Below are 15,561 nucleotides of genomic sequence, written 5' to 3' on the forward strand. Positions count from 1 at the left end.
CGGCCTTGCCTCGATCTTGATCTGATCGCAGCGCGAGGCACCACCCCTTGCCCAGAAACACGCCGGGGGCATCGGTTCGGTTCCCGTCGGGGAAACGCGCGGCTACTCCACGTAGCGGCGAAATCCCTGCGCCAGCGCCTTGAAGCCGCACGCTTCGTAGAAGCTGTGGACGTACTCGTCGTCCGCTGCCAGCAACTGCACCTTGTAGCAGCCGGCCGACTCCCCCAGCCGCACGGCCGCCTCCATCAGCCGACGCCCGACGCCCCGCCGCTGGAAGCGGCCGGCCACCACCACGTTCTCCACGAACAGGACGGCCCGACCGCCGCGGGTGAGATTCGGCATCACGATGCAGTCCGCCGTCCCCGCCACGGCACCGTCGGCCTCGGCGACCAGGACGGTCCGCCCCTGCTGCCCGGACATGGCCGCCCAGACGGCGTCTGCCGACGCTTGGGACAACGGCGCATCGTCCGGGTTCAGTTCGCCGTAGAGGGCCAGTAGTGCTGCCAGGTCGGCCTCGGCCGCCGCCCGTACCGTGATCTTCATGGGCTGAGCCTAGGACGAGGGCCTGCCTGGGCAATGGCCTTCAGCGGAGCACGAGCGTCAGCGTCAGTCCCCCGTCGGTGTCCCCCTGCGGCGCAGCACGATCAGGGTCGTTCCGCCGATCACGACCAGGGCGATGGCGATGCCGGCGATGAGGGGGGTGACTCCGGAGCCGCCGGTTTCGGCGAGGTTGGTGTCCGTGGCCGCGCCGTCCACCGAGGCCGGGCTCGGTTCGCTGAGGGTCTGTGTGGCCGGGCCGGTCTCGCTGCCCTGGATCCGGCAGTCCAGCATGCCGGTGAAGCGCTGGGTGAAGCCGCCCGGGGCGTGGATCGTGAAGTCGTACGCCTGGTCCTCCTGGAGCGGGACCGTCACCGTTCGGGACTCGCCCGCGGCGATGGTGTGCTCAAAGCCCGCCAGTTCGAAGGTGAACGGCTCGTCGCCCTTGTTGGAGGCGATGATGTCCACACCGCCCTCGGCGCAGTTCTTCGCCGCCGACAGTGCCGGGATCGCGCCCTGCTTCGCCCACGTCGCCCCCGCCGTGGCCGACACCGTCGACTCACTGGAACCGGCCAGGATCTGCGTCTGGCTCCGGCTCTCGGAGGCGAAGGCACGGCCGACGGGCACGGTCGTCGAGGCCTGCACGGTCAGTTCTGCCGTGCCGGACGCCGCGTCCTCGGGCACCTCGAAGAACACCTGCCCGCCGTCGGACGTGGAGGTGACGGCCTTGCCCTGCCTGTCGACGATCCGGACCCCGCTCGTGGCGGCGTCCGCGGGCGGACTCACCGTCACGCTGCGGGCGTTGGTGTGCACCGTCACCGGGCCCAGCCGCTCCCCCGGCCGGCCGGAGACCGCCGGCGGGTCGAGGGTGAGCGAGGCCCGGGGCTCGGGCCGGCTCCGGGCGTTCTTCTCCAGGTAGTCCGCGAGCTGCTCGGCCTGCGGGTCGAGGGCGTCGACGGCCACGTCGTCCGAGTACCGCCAGATCGCCACCTGCGTGCCGGCCGCCGCGTCCTGCTCGGTCAGCGCGCCACGGACGCCCGCCTTCCGCGCCAGCGCCGCGAGGTCGTTCACCTGCGGGTAGGAGTTCTGAAGGATCCAGCGGATCCGGCCGGCGTCCTTGTTGGCGCCCAGGGACGTGCCGCTCCAGGGCGTCTCGTGGTACTCGGCGTCCCGCTGCGTCGGGTTGTGCAGGTCGACGCAGTACGTCTGGAGCATGCCGCCGCCCTCGACGGACATCTCGAACAGGCCCGCCGACACCTGCTGGTCCCCGGTGTCGCCGTGTATCACCGCGGTGCCGTACGTCTTGAGCCCGGCTGTCGTCGCCGTCGCCCCGCCCTGACTCCCCGTGGTCTCCTCGGCGGTCGCCTGGCCGGCGCCGGCCAGCACGCCCGCGGCGACGAGCCCGGACACGAGCGTCGCGGCGCCGAGGCGGGCAGCCCCTCGCCTGCGTACGAACACCGCAGAGAACGAAGCAAACACCAAATTCCCCTTCGAGCAGGACCCGTCGATGTGGGGGGTACGGTCCCACCTGCAGAATCAGAAGCCTCGCAGGCCGCAGGAGCCCCGAGAGCCATGCCCGGCATCCTAGGTATGCGGCGGACGCCGCTCGCCGGTGAGACGGTCGGACGAGTGATCCGACTCGGAATCGTTATCGCCAAGACCCCTTGTGAGCAGGGCTTATCGACAAGTCCACCGCCGATTTTCGGTGCACACTCGCCGATAAGCCGCAGTCCGGGCAGGCGGGCGGGTGATTGACGTCACGTCAATACGGCTGGTTCCGGGGGCTGTTGCGAGGCGGCGTCCGTCGGATCCGGCGAACCACCCGGCGGGGTCTCCCAGTTGGGTTCCGGCTGCGTCGGCGAGGACGCCGTCTCCGACTTGCCTGCGCGGCGGAACGCCGAGGTGCCCCAGGCCAGGTCGTGACCGATCGCTACCGCGTCGATGTCAGCCGAGGTCCAGCTCTGCCCCTCGCGCACGTCGGTCCGCACCTTCAGCCTGCCCTGGACGATCACGGGCTCGCCCACCGTCAGCGACGCCGCCGCGTTCGTGGCGAGCTGGCGATTGGCCCACACCGTGAAGAAGTTGGTGTGCCCGTCCGTCCACATGTTCTTCTCGCGGTCCCAGTAGCGGGCGGTCACGGCCATCCGGAACCTCGCCGACGGGCCGGACGCCATCTCCCGGTACACCGGCTGCGTCGCCACCCTGCCGACCGCGCAGACCATCGTCTCGTTCATCGCGAACCCCTCCCTCGCCCGGACGTGCGACACCGGGCCGACATGCGTACGGGCCCGTCCCGTACGGCTGTGTCTGCCAGACTGCCGCCGCCGGGCCGAGCCCGCTGAGCGCCGTGGACCACCGGCCGCCTGTGGACAACGCCGCCACCCGGACGGGTGACGCCGAATGACATCTGCGGCCCGACATAACCGCCGCGCCCCACGGAGTCACCGTCCCGGCCCCGGCGTCACCTCCCCACCCGCACCACCCTCCCGTACTGCTCCCGAACCTCCCGATACCGCAGCAGCTCCGCCGCCACCGGATCCAGCACCCGGGCCCTCCCGCACCCGGCAGCCGCCTCCCGCAACCGGCGTTCCGCCTCGAGGCCGTAGCGGCGGGCCGGCCCCCGCGCCGCCATCCGGCAGCTCCACTCGATGAGCGGGCCGCCGACGATGCCGATCACCATCAGCAGCACCGGCACGCCCAGGTTCGGCGACATGACCCCGACGATCTGGCCCAGCAGCCACAGGCCGCCCAGGAACTGCAGGATCGTCATGGACGCCTGGGACAGCACGGCCACCGGCCACCACCCCGGCCGCGGTGGCCGCCCCGTCGGCACTCCCGCGCGCACGCTCAGCTCGTCCAGCGCCTCGGGCAGCCCCTGGGAGCCGCGGACGGCCGCCTCGCGCACCGCCAGCGCCCAGGGCGCGGGCAGGCCGGCCGAGGCCCGGTCGGCCACCGTCCGTACCGCCTGCTCGACCCGCTGCCGTGCGGTGGCCTCCTCATCGGCCTGCGTGCGCGAGGGGAGCCGCCCCGTGGCGGGCTCGCCGCGGTCCTGATACCAGCGCCACAACCGCAGCCAGGGCGTACCACAGGCGCGGTTGGCGTTGCGCAGCCACGCGCGTTCGGCGGCCTCGCCCGCCGCCGTGGCGCCCACCGCGTCCGCGAGCCGGTCCGCGAACTCCTCCCGGGCCTGTTCACTGAGCCCGGTCCGCCGCCGGGTGGCGTAGACGGGCCACAGCCGCGCCGCCGCGATGTCCACGTCGGCCGAGATACGGCGGGCCGGCGCCGTGCGCTCCGCGACGAACTGGCCGAGCGCCTCCCGCAGCTCACCGACGCCGTCGCCGGTGAGCGCGGACAGCGCGAGCACGGTCGTACCCGGTTCGCCGTACTCGCCGAGGGCGATGCCGTCCTCGTCGAGCAGCCGCCGCAGATCGTCGAGGACCTGCTCGGCGGCCTCCGCGGGCAGCCGGTCGATCTGGTTGAGGACGACGAACATGACCTCCGCGTGGGCCGCCATCGGCCGCAGATAGCGCTCGTGGAGGACGGCGTCGGCGTACTTCTCCGGGTCGACGACCCAGATGACCGCGTCGACGAGCGCCAGGATGCGGTCCACGTGCTCGCGGTGCTGTACGGCCGCGGAGTCGTGGTCGGGCAGGTCGATGAGGACGAGTCCGCGCAGCTGGGACTCCCCGTCCCCGGTCGGCAGCGGACGCCGGCGCAGCCGGGGCGGGATGCCGAGCCGTTCGATGAGGCTCGCGGCCCCGTCGCTCCAACTGCACGCGATGGGCGCCGCGGTGGTGGGACGGCGTACTCCCGTCTCCGAGATGGCCACCCCGGCGAGCGCGTTGAACAGCTGCGACTTGCCGCTGCCCGTGGCGCCCGCGATGGCGACGACGGTGTGCTGCCCGGAGAGCCTGCGCCGCGCGGACGCCTCGTCGAGCACCCGGCCCGCCTCCGCCAGCGTCCGGCTGTCCAGCCGGGTGCGGGAGAGCCCCACCAGTTCGCGCAGCGCCTCCAGCCGGGAACGCAGCGGCCCGTCGTACACCAGCGGGGACACCGTCGGCGGGACGGCGGTACGGCTGTCGAGCACGGCGTACTGGTGTGTTGCGGTGGCCTCGTCGACCCGCCGTGCGATGAGCCCGTCGTCCCAGGCGACCGAGGAGTCCGTACGGGGATCCGTACCGGAGTCCGCACGGGAGTCTGTACGGGGATCCGTACGGGGATCCGTACGGGGATCCGCACGGGGATCCGCACGGGGATCCGTACGGGAGGAGGAGTCGCCGCCCGGCACGCGCGCGTGGGCGTCATCCGCGCTCTCGCCCCCGGAGACGTTCTCGGGGGCGCTCTGGGATGCGCTCTCGGAGTCGCGCTGGGCTGCGCTCTGGGATGCGCTCTCGAGGGCCTTCGCCGATGGGTTCTCGGCGGCTCTCGCCTTGTCCGCGTCGCCCGGCTGGTCGGAGCGCTCGGTGTGGTCCTGGTCAGTGACGGCGGTCACCGGTCACCTCTCCTTCTGAAGTACGGACAGGGCGGCGATGAGTTCGGCCTGGGGCTCCGGGTGGACGTCGAGGGCGTCGAGCGGGGCGAGCCGGCGCTCGCGCTCTGCGTGCAGGACCCGGTCGACGTGCTCGGTGAGCAGCCGTCCGGCGCGGTCGCGCAACCGCAGCGCGCCGTGGGCGCCGATCCGCTCGGCGAGCCCCTCCCCGGCCGTCCGTCCCCGGCGGCCGCCCAGCAGGGAGGTGGCGACCAGGGCGGCGACCAGCTCGGGATCGGGCGCGAGGTTCCGGTCGAGCTCGCGCACCTCGTCCTCGGCGTACTCCTCGAGCTCCCGCCGCCACCGCCGTACGGCGAGACCGATCCGGTGCTCGGCGCTCTCCGCGGCGGGTTCGCGGTCGGCGAGCCCGGGTGCGGCCGCCGCGGGTTCGCGCCGCCAGGCGTCGTCGATGCGCTCGTCGGCGGCGGTGACGGCGCACAGCAGCAGCGTGCTCAGGCTCTCCACGAGCGCGTCGAGGAGCTCGTCGGCGGTGCAGTCCAGGGGGAAGGCGCGCCACCGCTTCAGGGCGTCCCCGGCGAGCACCGCCCCGGCCTGCAAACGGCCCCGCACGCGTTTGTGCTCGCTGTCGTACGCCCCGTCGACGGCGGCGGTGAGCCGCAGCGCGGCCGCGTACTGTGCGGCGGCGGCGCCGGCCAGCTCGGGCATCCGGGACTTGAGGGAGTCGAGGACGCCGTGCGCGGTGCGGGCCACGACCTGCTGCCGGGCCGCCGGGTCCTGGACCTGGTGGACCAGCCAGGTGCGCAGCTGGGCCACGGCGCTGGCCGGCAGCAGCCCGCCGCCCCAGGCCGACTCGGGCAGTTCGGGCACGGTGAACCGCGGCACCTGCCCGAGTCCGGCCTTGGTGAGCAGCGCCCCGTACTGCCGCGACACCTCGGCGACCACCTGGTGGGGCACCCGGTCCAGGACGGTGACGAGGGTGACGTCGTATTCCTTGGCGGTGCGCAGCATGTGCCACGGCACGGCGTCGGCGTAGCGGGCGGCCGTGGTGACCATGATCCAGATGTCGGCCGCGCAGATGAGCTCGGCGGCCAGGACGCGGTTGTCGGAGACCAGGGAGTCGATGTCGGGGGCGTCGAGGAGGGCGAGGCCGGGCGGCAGCGTCTCGACGGTCTCGATGCGCAACACGCGCGCGGGGTTCTCGCCCGGGAGCAACAGATCGTCCGTGGGGTCCTGCTGGGGTACCCACACGCGGGTGAGATCGGGCAGCACCCGCATGCCGCTGAACCAGTGATGGTCCTCCGGATGGCAGACCAGCACGGGTGTCCGTGTCGTCGGCCGCAGCACCCCGGCCTCACTGACCCGCCGTCCCACGAGGGAGTTCACCAGCGTGGACTTCCCGGCTCCCGTGGAGCCCCCCACGACGGTCAGAAGTGGCGCTTCGGGGTCTCTCAGCCGGGGCACCAAGTAGTCGTCGAGCTGGGCGAGCAGTTCGTCGCGTCTGGCACGCGCGCGTGGGGCCCCCGCCAGGGGCAGCGGGAAGCGTGCGGCGGCGACACGGTCGCGCAGGGCGGAGAGTGCGTCGAGCAGCTGAGGCCGTACGTCCAAGGTCACCACATGCGAAGAATGCCCAATTTTAGGGGAATTCTGAAGCATATGAGCATGTCTGCGCGCCGACAGGACACAAGGGACGGAAGGGACTACTGGGACACGGGCACACTCCAGGCATAACGAGTGCACAACACCCGATGCCTCAGACGCCAAAAGCGGTGCACGATTCGTACCTGCCTGCGATTATCAGGACCGCTTCACCGAACCTCCACATCGAGCCATGGAGGCGAAGCAACAGGGACAAGGACGCGGGAGCCCTATCCTTGTCCCCGGCAACGTCACGGATCGGCCCACACCAGGGCACCACGACAGAGGCCACCACACCGGCCCCCGTAGCTCAGTGGATAGAGCAGGCGCCTTCTAAGCGCTTGGCCGCAGGTTCGAGTCCTGCCGGGGGCGCCACCTCCTACCAGCCAAAACGCCCCAGAGGGGATCTCCCCTCCAGGGCGTTTCGTGTCTCTGACGGCAACGCTGACGGCAACGACCCCGTCACTCGTCGGACAGCAGGTCTCCCAGCTTGTCCAGAGCAGCCCGCTTCTCCGTCATGTCGGCGTGCGCGTAGATGTTCATCGTCACGTCCAGGGCGCTATGCCCGACGATGTCCCGGACGATGTGCGGCGGGATCCCGAGGCCCAGCAGCAGGGTCACGCAGGTGTGGCGGAGGTCATGGAAGCGGACGTCCAGGCCGAGCCGCTCGCGGATCGGGTAGAAGTGCCGGTTCAGGTTCCGGGGCTCGATCGGAGTCCCCCGCCGGGTGGTGAAGACCAGGCCGGTTTCCTGCCACTGCTCCCCTGCGGCTTCGCGCTCTTCCGCCTGGCGCTCACGGTGCCGGCGGAGTGCGTCGACACACACGGCCGGGAGCGGTACGGGTCGCTCCGAGCGGCGCGTCTTGGGCGCGGTGAGCGTCAGCTCTCCGTTGACCCGCTGCAGGGCCGTACGGATCTCCAGCGATCCCCCGTCCAGGTCAACGTCCGACCAGTGGAGCCCGAGCAGTTCACCACGCCGGAGCCCCAGGTACAGCGCGAGCACGTACGCCGCACTCAGCCGATCGTCACGCACGTCCTCCAGGAGCTTCTTCCCCTCGGCGACGGATAGACCGCGGCCGACCCGGTACCGAGGAGTCTGGACCTGCACGAGCTTGGCAACGTTGCGCTGCACCAACTCCTCACGGACCGCGTGCTGGAGCGCGTTCCGCAGCACCGCATGCAGGTACTGGACCATGCGCGGCGACAGCCGACGCTCGCAGCACCGCTTAGGAGTGGCGGCACAGCAGCGACGCGCACCCGCCGGGCGAGCGGCATCACGTCCTTGAGCACAGCACTGGCACGCCTGCCGAGCCCAGTCGAGGAAGAGGCGCACGTCTTTGACTGAGAGCCGGGCGAGCTTCTTCTTTCCAAGTCGGGGCACGATGTACGCGTTGACGCACTTGCTGTAGCTGTAGACCGTCGAGGGCCGCACCTTGTGGCTCACGACGTGCTCAAGCCAGTACGGGAGATAGGTACCGAGACTCTCGGTCGTGTCGGCCGCAGGAATGCCCTGGTCGCTCTTGGAGAGCAGCTCGGTGAGCTTCTTCCGAGCCTCCTCCCAGGTGTGGCCGTAGACCCGTCGGCGCTTGTAGGTGCCGTCCGGCATCAGGACGTAGCCAGCTCCCTCGTACCGGCCGTCCTTGCGGCGGTAGATGGTGCCCTCACCGTTGGGGTTGCGCTTGGCCATCAGGCAGCCTCCTCGATCTCACGGGTTATGAAGTCGCGCAGGGCATCAGCCGGAATGCGGCGGGAACGGCCGACCGTGATGGAGACCAGACGGCGGGAGCGGATCAGGTCGTAGACGGTGGAACGGCCGAGCCTGAGCCGCGCCATGACTTCGGGCACGGTCAGCAGTTCGGGAGTGGCAGTGGTCATGCTGCGGCTCCTTCCTGGGCGAGTTGGTCGCGTAGTGCTTCGCGGGCGGTTTCGCGGTTGAGTTGGATGTCGCGGGCGATCGTGGCGGCGAGGGCTGATTCGCCGGGAGTGTGGCCGTGTCCGGCGTACTGCCAGTCGGCCAGGACCAGGACGGTGTCCGGCTCGCGGTCGTCCAGGCCGAGGGCGGCGTGTTCCTGGGCGGCGCGGTAGTCGGCGCGGGCCTGGCGGAGGGCGCCGAGGGTGGTGGAGTAGCGGCGGGACTTGGAGGAGAAGTGGCCGCGGAAGCCGAGCATGTGAGCCCAGGCCCACAGGAGCCGGTCGGGGTAGAGCGGGTCGAGCTGCTTGCATGCCTCGATGAGGTGGCGGGTGTGGTCGGGGACCTGGTGGCGGTCGAGTTCGGCGAGTTCGCCGATGCGGCGGTCCAGGGTGCCGGTGTTCTCGGCGGCCTTGGTGGCGTACTTGGCGACGTAGGAGGCGACGGCCTGTTCGGTGATTGCGGAGCCGTCACCGAAGGCCTTCACGGGCCTCACGTCGAGCTGGGTGCCCCAGCGGAAGGTGCGGGCGGGCTGGTCTTCGGCGGCGGGGACGGAGACGGAGGTGTAGGAGTGTGCGGCAGCTGCACGGATGGAGTCGGACAGGAGGTCGACCGTGGCCCAGGACGGCGGTGGGGTGTCGGGTCCGTCGGGGCCGTCGATGCGGATCACGGCGTGGAAGTGCACGGCGCCGCGTTTCTGGAACTCGGCGACCTTGCCGTAGGAGAGGCGGGCGCACTCCTTCAGCTCGCGTTGGGTGATGCCGGCGCGGGCGGCGATCTCGCGGCGGAGCCGATTGGTGAAGCGCTGCCAGAGCTGCCCGGCGTGGTTGTTGAACAGCACAGCCCCCGCGTAGTCGTAGGTGGCCAGGTCGAGGGCGGTGCCGAGTTCCGGGGCGTCTGGGGCGTGGTGGGTGCCGCAGCGGCAGGCACCCCGGTCGGGCCTGTTGTGGACCGGGCCGAAGGAGGGGGCGGTGAGGGTGGCGAAGACGCGGGGGTGGTCGCGGACGGTGGTGGGGATGTCGCGGCGGTCGTCTCCGGCGAGCCCTGCGCGGATGAGGTGGTAAGTGTCCCCGGCGTAGGTCCAGGCGCAGGACGGGCAGCGGGAGGCGCGGCGGTTGCCGCAGGCCACGCGGAGGCGCCCGCCCGGCTCGTTCTCGGTGGAGTAGTGGTGCAGGATCTCGCCGGTCGTCTTGTCCTTCTGGATCGTCCAGCCGGTGAGGTGGATGGGGTCGGAGCAGCCGCCGGTGCGACGGATCTGGTCTTCCCAGCGGCTGTAGTCGGATGCCGAGGCCACCCTCAGCAGGTCGCCGAGGGTGGTCGGGTCGAGCAGGTCAGACACGCGCACCCTCCGGGACACGGCGGGCGGGGACGGTGCCCAGGCCGTTGCAGGCCGGGCAGTCGGCCGTGATGGTGCGCAGGTGGCCGTGACGGTCGCGGCCACCGGTGGTGATGGCGGCGGAGGCGAAGCCGTCGCAGTTCGGGCAGATGCGAGGCGTCGGCGTGGTGGTGCGGTGCGTCATGCTGGGGGTTCCTTCCGGTTCAGTGGATCGGACAGGGACGGCGCCCGGGCGGCGGATGCTTGGCGGTATCGGAGCCGCCCGGGGGCCGGTCAGCGTCGCTTCGTCTCCGAGGCGAGCAGGGAGCGCAGGACGACGGCGCAGACGGCGACCGAGGCGCCGGTGATGGCGACCGCCAGGAGCATGGAGACCAGGACGGCGCCGACGACCAGGACCACGGCAGTACCGCCGCCGACGAGGGCGAGGGCGGTACCGGGGGTGAGCTGGACCGTGGGCCGGGACGGTGCGGGGGCCGGGGCCACCGAAGGGTGCGGCGGAGTCTGGACGGCCGGGACGATGGTGGTCGGCTCGACCACGGCAGGCGGGCTGACCTGGCCGGTCGGCGTGGGCATGGTCGGGATCTTCGGACGGAACATCGGTGAACTCCCTTCGGGGGTGGTTACTTGACGACGGTGTCGATGGCGGGGGCGAGGACGCTGTCGGCGAGGAGGAAGCCGCCGAGCAGCAGGACGGCGATGAGCCAGGCGGGCGGGCGGATGAGCTTGACGCCGAGGTAGCCGACGACGAGCAGGGCGAGCCAGAGCGGTACTTCCATGGCGGTGGCCTCCTAGCGGACGCGGCAGCGGTGGGTGCGGGCGGCGAGCTGGGCGGCGGACTGGCTGCCGTAGTCGGAGGACCAGCCGCACCGGTCGGCGGTGCACACGGCGGCGTACTTGGTCTGGCCGTGGCGGTCGCGGTGGGTGCCGATCTGCACGGGGCCGATCCGCATCACGGAGTGGAAGTGGTCGCGGGCGGGCATGTCAGTCGGTCTCCTCTCGGGTCAGGGCCGGGTCGGGGAAGGCGGCGCGGATACCGGCGGCGGTGGCCGGGTCGGCGGTGCGGCGGGCGGCTTCCTCGGCGAGCAGGTGGGCGAGGAGGGGCCGGTTCGTGGCGGCCATCTCGCGGGCGGCGTCGAGGTGGTCGGCGGCGGTCAGGTCGGCCGGGTCACTGGTCATGGCGTGTCTCCCGTCGGTGTCAGGCGAGGTGGGCGGCGATGGCGTCGGCGAGCTGGGGCGGGACGCCGAGGCGGGCGCGCAGGGTGTCGGGGTCGATCGGCGTACCGGTGCGGGCGTGGTGGTCGTCGGCGACCTTGCGGGCGTGGTCGACCAGCGCGGCCGGGACCGGCACAGCCGGAGCAGCGGCGACCGGGGCAGGCTCGGCAGGGGCGGGCTCGGCAGCCGGAAGGGCCGGGGTGTCGTCGACCGCCGGAAGCGGCTCAGGCTCGGGCTCCGGTTCGGTGACCAGTTGGGAGTCCGGTTCGGTGGCCGGGGCCGTGGGTGCCGGCGGTTCCGGCTCCCGGTCGGTGGCGGAGTGGGCGAGGAGGGTGCCGCCCATGAAGGCCAGGGCGGGCCAGGCGGCGACGAGGATGCGCAGCCAGGCCGGGACGTGGTCGAGGTCGAGGAGTCCGGCGGTGGCGACGTTGGCGCCGAGCGAGGCGACCAGGGCGATCACGAACCAGCACCAGGCCAGCCGGGACGGACCGTCCGAGCGGAGCCGTCGCCAGGCAGCGACCAGGAGCAGGTCCACGCTGATCGGGTAGGCCCAGGCTTTCCAGCCGTCTTGTCCGGCAGCGGCGGCCAGGTCGTGGAGGTGGGCGAAGGACAGCGCCCCGGCGATGACGGCCTGGACCAGGACGGCGTCGACGCGGAGAGCGGGGCGGGCCATCACGGCTCCTTCCTGTGATGTGGCATGGCGGGGGTAGGGACCTGGCGCGAAGCGGTCACGCCAACCGGTGGAACAGGGGAAGGTCAGGCGGTGGCGGGGGCTGTTTTGGACAGCGGCACCCGGGCCGAGGGCAGCACGGCGACGGCGGGCCGGTAGGCGGCCAGGGCGGGGACGTCGGGGGTGCGGTCGGCGTACTTGTTGCAGAGGTTCACGGCCTGGCGCAGCGAGGTGTGCGGGGCGCGGATGCGGTGCCAGCCACCGGTGGAGTCACCGGCAATCGCCAGCCCGCGTGTCTCGGCGGGGATCTGGATGGCGGCCAGGACGGCGTCCGGGGAGATGTCGCCGAAGGCCATATTGGCGGAGGTTTCGTCGTTGACACGGTGGGCGGTGCGGCCGGTGAGCTGGGCGCGGAGCATGGTGATGCCCTTGCCGAGTTCGGAGCCGAAGCGCTGCCCGCAGATCTCCAGGTAGATGCCGGCCGCGCGGCCGAGCTGGGCGAGACGGACCAGGGCGGTGATGATCCGGTCCCGGCGCTTCTCCTCCTCCTTGCTTGCGAACAGGGCGAGTTCGGCGACCTCGTCGACCAGGACTACGACCGGGACGGGGCGGATGTCGTCGGGCAGGTCCCAGATGTCGGCGGCGATCTCCGCATCCGGCACGGCGACACTGATGCGCTGCTCAGCCCGGATCAGCTGGTAGACCTCCTCCATGTGGGACACCAGGGCTTCGAGCAGTTCCAGGGCGGTGTCGGGGTTGTCGGCCAGGGCGGAGAAGCGGCGGGCCAGCGGGAACAGCTCGACGCCTTGCTTGCAGTCGATGCCGACCAGGGCGACGTGCTGCACGGCGAGCCCGGCGACCAGGTTGCGCTGGTAGACGGACTTGCCGGACTCCGTCGCGCCCAGGGTCAGCCCGTGTGGGACGGCGCGGTAGTCGCGGTAGTGCACCGAGCCGTCCTCCCGCAACGCGACCGGCACCCGCATCGGAGCAGGATCGACCTTCGCGGGCATCTGGACCTGCTTGAGCACGTCATAGCCGGTCATCCGCACCTCAACAACGCCGGAACGGAGCTCGCGGGAGGTTACGCCGTACATGCCGAAGGAGTGGCGTAGCCGGTCCGTGGCGGCTGTCACGTCGAAGACGTCCTGTCCCGGTCGGAGCTTCAACCGGAGGACCAGGCCGGTCCTGGTGGGCCGCAGCCGCAGGATGCGCGGCACACGGGACTCCGGCACGGGCCGGTTGGTCATCCGGGCCAGAGCCAGCCGCCAGCGCGAGGGCGGGACCGTCAGCCCGCAGGCGTCCATGACCGAGGCGTAGCGGGCCAGGACCCGCAGGGTCGCGAGGATAACGCCGAAGGTCAGCCAGTACCAGGCGGGGCGCCGCCACCGCAGGAGACCCGCAGCGGCGACGACCACAACCACAGCGACCATGAACCAGGTCATGATCAGGCCGCCTCGGATGCCGAACCGGTGGCGGCCAGCGAGGTGACGGCTACCGCGCGGAAGGCGATGCCGTGGCGCTTCTGGCCGTTGAACTCGTTCTCCCACGGCCGGGCGATCAGGCCCGTCAGGGCGACCGGGGTGCCCATGGCCAGGTCGCTGGAGATACCGGGCTCCGGGACGGTGATGGACAGGATCTCGACTTCGTCGTTGGCCGCGAACATCACGTCGACGGTCATCAGCTTGACACCGTCGGCGTCGATAGCGATCTCACCGGTACGGCGATCACGGACCTTGGGCTGCGGGGCCTTGGCGACCATCACGGTCGCGCCGGACGTCTCAACGGGAATCTGACGCATGAGTGCGCTCCTAGCTGTCATCGAACTTGACGTACTTAGTACGTCGACCTGACATGAGAGTGCACCTGAAGTACTTAGTACGTCAAGTGGTTCTCGACTGTTGTCGGTTGGATGTGCTGCACTTAGTGCGACAAGCACTGAGAGGGGCTATGGCCGAGTTCACCGGACGCGCGAAGTACCTGGAGATCGCTGACGACTTCAAGCGCCGCATCCGCCAGGGAGAGCTGGCTCCAGGCAAGAAACTGCCGTCCGAGACCGAGCTGATGGCAACGCACGACGTCTCGCGCACGGTGGCCCGACAGGCGATCTCACGCCTTCGCGAGGACGGCTACGCGATCTCCCACCAGGGCAAAGGCAGCTTCGTCACCCTTCCCGACGAGCCTCGACCGGCGAAGCACAGCCCGGAGTTCGAGGAGATCGCCGGATACCTGTCGGACGTCCGCCAGGAGGTACGTCGGCTCGCCGACCGGATGGATCAACTTGAGCAACTGGTGCGGAACCAGACGCAAGACGACTGACCAACGCCTCAGCTCGATTCCCGAGCGCGGCCACCTCCTCGCCAAGCTCTCTAACCTCCCTGATGAGTTCGACCACTTCGGCCGGGGTCAGCGGCATCGCGTGGCTCCTTCGTCGTGGTTCGACCTGACAGTCCCTGGGGTTGTCAGCAACGCTAGGAGCAGGTCGCCGGAGTACCCCGGAAAATCTCTCCGGGGTCCCATGTAGAGACGGGGGGACGCTCTTGCCATGCGAGGAATGACGACGCACCTGACGATCGGCGAACGCGTTGCCTGGTACCGCCGCAGGCGTGGCATGTCCCAAGAAGTCCTGGCCGGGCTGGTCGGCCGAACCGTCGACTGGCTGAGCAAGGCCGAGAACAACCGGATCGAACTGGACCGGCTCTCGGTCATCAAGTCGCTTGCCGATGCACTCGACGTGACCCTGGGCGACCTGCTCGCCGAACCCACCCTGTTGGACTGGACAGCCGACAGCGGCACGCGCACGGTGCCGGCGCTTCGCTCGGCCCTGATGAACTACCGCCAGCTGACCCCACTTCTCGGGGTCACGACCGAGGGCGAGCCGACCTCACTCGACGAACTCCGCAGCAGCGTCGCTGAGGTGTGGGACGCGTACCAGGACTCGCGCTATGCATTCGCCACTCGCCACCTACCGCTGCTGCTGGCCGATGCGCTCATCGCGGCCCAGGCCTACCGGGAGCGAGAGCAAGCGCATGAACTCATGGCGATGACCTACCAGGGCGCGGCCATGGTGCTCACCAAGCTCGGCGAGGCCGATCTGGCGTGGATCGCAGCCGACCGCGGCTTGGCCGCCGCCCAGCAGTCCGGCAATGCCGTGGTGACCGGATCCCTGTTCCGCTCCGTCGCCCACTGCCTGTTGTCCACCGGCCGGTTCGATGCCGCCACGCAGCTCGTCGGCGACGCGGGGGAGTACCTCCGCCCCGGCCTGGACAACGCGAACCCCGAGTTCCTGTCGATCTACGGAACCCTGTTCCTCGCCGGATCCATGGCGGCTGCCCGGGCGGAGGACCGCGCCACGACCCAGTCCTTTCTCGCCGAGGCCGACCAGGCGGCCCGGCGGTTGGGAGCCGACGCCAACCACGTGTGGACTGCTTTCGGTCCGACCAATGTGGCCATCCACCGCGTAGCCACGGCCGCAGAGCTGGGAGACATGCAGGTCGCGGTGGATCTGGGTCCGCAGATCGACACCAGCGCGCTGCCGACCGAGCGCCGCACACGCCACAACCTCGAAGTGGCCCGAGCCCTCAGCGCCCACAACCGCATGGACGACGCCTTGGCGAAGATCCTCGAAGCGGAGAGCTGGGCCCCTGAGCAGGTACGGAACCACTACCTCGCGCGCGAACTCGTCCTGACTTGGGTCCGGAACCAGAGGGGCCGGCCGAGCCGCAGCCTGGCGGACCTGGCCAACAGGCTGCATGTCATCTGAGCTGGGTACTCTCG

The 15,561-nt window shown here is 71.0% G+C and carries 18 protein-coding genes and 1 tRNA gene; 3 read left to right on the plus strand and 16 right to left on the minus strand.

What is annotated here, in order from left to right; translation table 11 throughout:
* Nucleotides 1-102: 102 nt before the first annotated feature.
* From PV963_RS15875 to PV963_RS15895, 5 genes are all read right to left on the minus strand, one after another.
* A complete protein-coding gene (locus PV963_RS15875; protein WP_274816383.1) occupies nucleotides 103-543 on the minus strand; it encodes a GNAT family N-acetyltransferase in 441 nt (146 codons plus the stop codon).
* Nucleotides 544-606: 63 nt separating this feature from the next.
* Complete coding sequence (locus tag PV963_RS15880) at nucleotides 607-2,016, minus strand: Cys-Gln thioester bond-forming surface protein (protein WP_274816385.1); 1,410 nt, start codon at nucleotides 2,014-2,016, stop codon at nucleotides 607-609.
* 278 nt (nucleotides 2,017-2,294) lie between these two features.
* Nucleotides 2,295-2,771, minus strand: coding sequence for a single-stranded DNA-binding protein (locus PV963_RS15885; protein ID WP_274816387.1), 477 nt, complete (start codon nucleotides 2,769-2,771; stop codon nucleotides 2,295-2,297).
* Nucleotides 2,772-2,998: 227 nt separating this feature from the next.
* Nucleotides 2,999-5,029 carry a GTP-binding protein gene (locus PV963_RS15890; RefSeq protein ID WP_274816388.1) on the minus strand — a complete coding sequence of 677 codons (2,031 nt, stop codon included), beginning with the start codon at nucleotides 5,027-5,029 and terminating at the stop codon, nucleotides 2,999-3,001.
* A gap of 3 nt (nucleotides 5,030-5,032) precedes the next feature.
* The gene (locus PV963_RS15895; RefSeq protein ID WP_274816389.1) at nucleotides 5,033-6,640 is read right to left on the minus strand and encodes a dynamin family protein; all 1,608 of its coding nucleotides are present in this window, start codon (nucleotides 6,638-6,640) and stop codon (nucleotides 5,033-5,035) included.
* Between the two features lie 320 nt (nucleotides 6,641-6,960).
* On the opposite strand from PV963_RS15895, the gene PV963_RS15900 reads away from it, so the two are divergent.
* A tRNA-Arg gene (locus PV963_RS15900) sits at nucleotides 6,961-7,036 on the plus strand.
* Nucleotides 7,037-7,123: 87 nt separating this feature from the next.
* On the opposite strand, the gene PV963_RS15905 is transcribed toward PV963_RS15900, so the two are convergent.
* The 11 genes from PV963_RS15905 to PV963_RS15955 all read right to left on the minus strand — a co-directional run bounded on the left by PV963_RS15905 (nucleotide 7,124) and on the right by PV963_RS15955 (nucleotide 13,585).
* Entirely contained in the window at nucleotides 7,124-8,347 is a 1,224-nt protein-coding gene (locus PV963_RS15905; protein ID WP_274816390.1) for a tyrosine-type recombinase/integrase, read from the minus strand.
* Nucleotides 8,347-8,535, minus strand: coding sequence for a helix-turn-helix domain-containing protein (locus PV963_RS15910; protein ID WP_274816391.1), 189 nt, complete (start codon nucleotides 8,533-8,535; stop codon nucleotides 8,347-8,349). Before PV963_RS15910 ends, PV963_RS15905 begins: the two co-directional genes overlap by 1 nt.
* Complete coding sequence (repSA, locus tag PV963_RS15915; protein WP_274816392.1) at nucleotides 8,532-9,908, minus strand: replication initiator protein RepSA; 1,377 nt, start codon at nucleotides 9,906-9,908, stop codon at nucleotides 8,532-8,534. Before repSA ends, PV963_RS15910 begins: the two co-directional genes overlap by 4 nt.
* On the minus strand, nucleotides 9,901-10,089 hold the full coding sequence (locus tag PV963_RS15920; RefSeq protein WP_274816393.1) for a hypothetical protein: 189 nt from the start codon (nucleotides 10,087-10,089) through the stop codon (nucleotides 9,901-9,903). The genes repSA and PV963_RS15920 overlap by 8 nt, the downstream gene beginning before the upstream one ends.
* 89 nt (nucleotides 10,090-10,178) lie before the next feature.
* Entirely contained in the window at nucleotides 10,179-10,502 is a 324-nt protein-coding gene (locus PV963_RS15925; RefSeq protein WP_274816394.1) for a SpdD-like protein, read from the minus strand.
* A gap of 23 nt (nucleotides 10,503-10,525) precedes the next feature.
* Nucleotides 10,526-10,681 carry a hypothetical protein gene (locus PV963_RS15930; protein WP_107057846.1) on the minus strand — a complete coding sequence of 52 codons (156 nt, stop codon included), beginning with the start codon at nucleotides 10,679-10,681 and terminating at the stop codon, nucleotides 10,526-10,528.
* Between the two features lie 12 nt (nucleotides 10,682-10,693).
* On the minus strand, nucleotides 10,694-10,885 hold the full coding sequence (locus PV963_RS15935; RefSeq protein WP_030894994.1) for a mobile element transfer protein: 192 nt from the start codon (nucleotides 10,883-10,885) through the stop codon (nucleotides 10,694-10,696).
* A gap of 1 nt (nucleotide 10,886) precedes the next feature.
* Complete coding sequence (locus PV963_RS15940) at nucleotides 10,887-11,081, minus strand: hypothetical protein (RefSeq protein WP_274816395.1); 195 nt, start codon at nucleotides 11,079-11,081, stop codon at nucleotides 10,887-10,889.
* A 19-nt stretch (nucleotides 11,082-11,100) separates the two neighbouring features.
* Entirely contained in the window at nucleotides 11,101-11,790 is a 690-nt protein-coding gene (locus PV963_RS15945) for a DUF2637 domain-containing protein (protein WP_274816396.1), read from the minus strand.
* Nucleotides 11,791-11,873: 83 nt separating this feature from the next.
* Entirely contained in the window at nucleotides 11,874-13,229 is a 1,356-nt protein-coding gene (locus PV963_RS15950; protein WP_274816397.1) for an FtsK/SpoIIIE domain-containing protein, read from the minus strand.
* A 2-nt stretch (nucleotides 13,230-13,231) separates the two neighbouring features.
* A complete protein-coding gene (locus tag PV963_RS15955) occupies nucleotides 13,232-13,585 on the minus strand; it encodes a hypothetical protein (protein WP_030835946.1) in 354 nt (117 codons plus the stop codon).
* A 149-nt stretch (nucleotides 13,586-13,734) separates the two neighbouring features.
* On the opposite strand from PV963_RS15955, the gene PV963_RS15960 reads away from it, so the two are divergent.
* Both PV963_RS15960 and PV963_RS15965 read left to right on the plus strand, forming a co-directional pair.
* Complete coding sequence (locus PV963_RS15960) at nucleotides 13,735-14,103, plus strand: GntR family transcriptional regulator (protein WP_274816398.1); 369 nt, start codon at nucleotides 13,735-13,737, stop codon at nucleotides 14,101-14,103.
* Nucleotides 14,104-14,338: 235 nt separating this feature from the next.
* The gene (locus PV963_RS15965) at nucleotides 14,339-15,547 is read left to right on the plus strand and encodes a helix-turn-helix domain-containing protein (RefSeq protein ID WP_274816399.1); all 1,209 of its coding nucleotides are present in this window, start codon (nucleotides 14,339-14,341) and stop codon (nucleotides 15,545-15,547) included.
* Nucleotides 15,548-15,561: the final 14 nt, after the last annotated feature.

The sequence above is a fragment of the Streptomyces coeruleorubidus genome, from assembly GCF_028885415.1.
Lineage (GTDB): Bacteria > Actinomycetota > Actinomycetes > Streptomycetales > Streptomycetaceae > Streptomyces > Streptomyces coeruleorubidus_A.

Bases quoted from the DNA above. Each gene is read 5' to 3' on its own strand.
- PV963_RS15875 (WP_274816383.1), bottom strand. From the start codon at position 543: ATGAAGATCACGGTACGGGCGGCGGCCGAGGCCGACCTGGCAGCACTA.
- PV963_RS15885 (WP_274816387.1), bottom strand. From the start codon at position 2,771: ATGAACGAGACGATGGTCTGCGCGGTCGGCAGGGTGGCGACGCAGCCG.
- PV963_RS15905 (WP_274816390.1), bottom strand. From the start codon at position 8,347: ATGGCCAAGCGCAACCCCAACGGTGAGGGCACCATCTACCGCCGCAAG.
- PV963_RS15910 (WP_274816391.1), bottom strand. From the start codon at position 8,535: ATGACCACTGCCACTCCCGAACTGCTGACCGTGCCCGAAGTCATGGCG.
- PV963_RS15920 (WP_274816393.1), bottom strand. From the start codon at position 10,089: ATGACGCACCGCACCACCACGCCGACGCCTCGCATCTGCCCGAACTGC.
- PV963_RS15925 (WP_274816394.1), bottom strand. From the start codon at position 10,502: ATGTTCCGTCCGAAGATCCCGACCATGCCCACGCCGACCGGCCAGGTC.
- PV963_RS15930 (WP_107057846.1), bottom strand. From the start codon at position 10,681: ATGGAAGTACCGCTCTGGCTCGCCCTGCTCGTCGTCGGCTACCTCGGC.
- PV963_RS15935 (WP_030894994.1), bottom strand. From the start codon at position 10,885: ATGCCCGCCCGCGACCACTTCCACTCCGTGATGCGGATCGGCCCCGTG.
- PV963_RS15940 (WP_274816395.1), bottom strand. From the start codon at position 11,081: ATGACCAGTGACCCGGCCGACCTGACCGCCGCCGACCACCTCGACGCC.
- PV963_RS15945 (WP_274816396.1), bottom strand. From the start codon at position 11,790: ATGGCCCGCCCCGCTCTCCGCGTCGACGCCGTCCTGGTCCAGGCCGTC.
- PV963_RS15950 (WP_274816397.1), bottom strand. From the start codon at position 13,229: ATGACCTGGTTCATGGTCGCTGTGGTTGTGGTCGTCGCCGCTGCGGGT.
- PV963_RS15955 (WP_030835946.1), bottom strand. From the start codon at position 13,585: ATGCGTCAGATTCCCGTTGAGACGTCCGGCGCGACCGTGATGGTCGCC.
- PV963_RS15960 (WP_274816398.1), top strand. From the start codon at position 13,735: ATGGCCGAGTTCACCGGACGCGCGAAGTACCTGGAGATCGCTGACGAC.
- PV963_RS15965 (WP_274816399.1), top strand. From the start codon at position 14,339: ATGACGACGCACCTGACGATCGGCGAACGCGTTGCCTGGTACCGCCGC.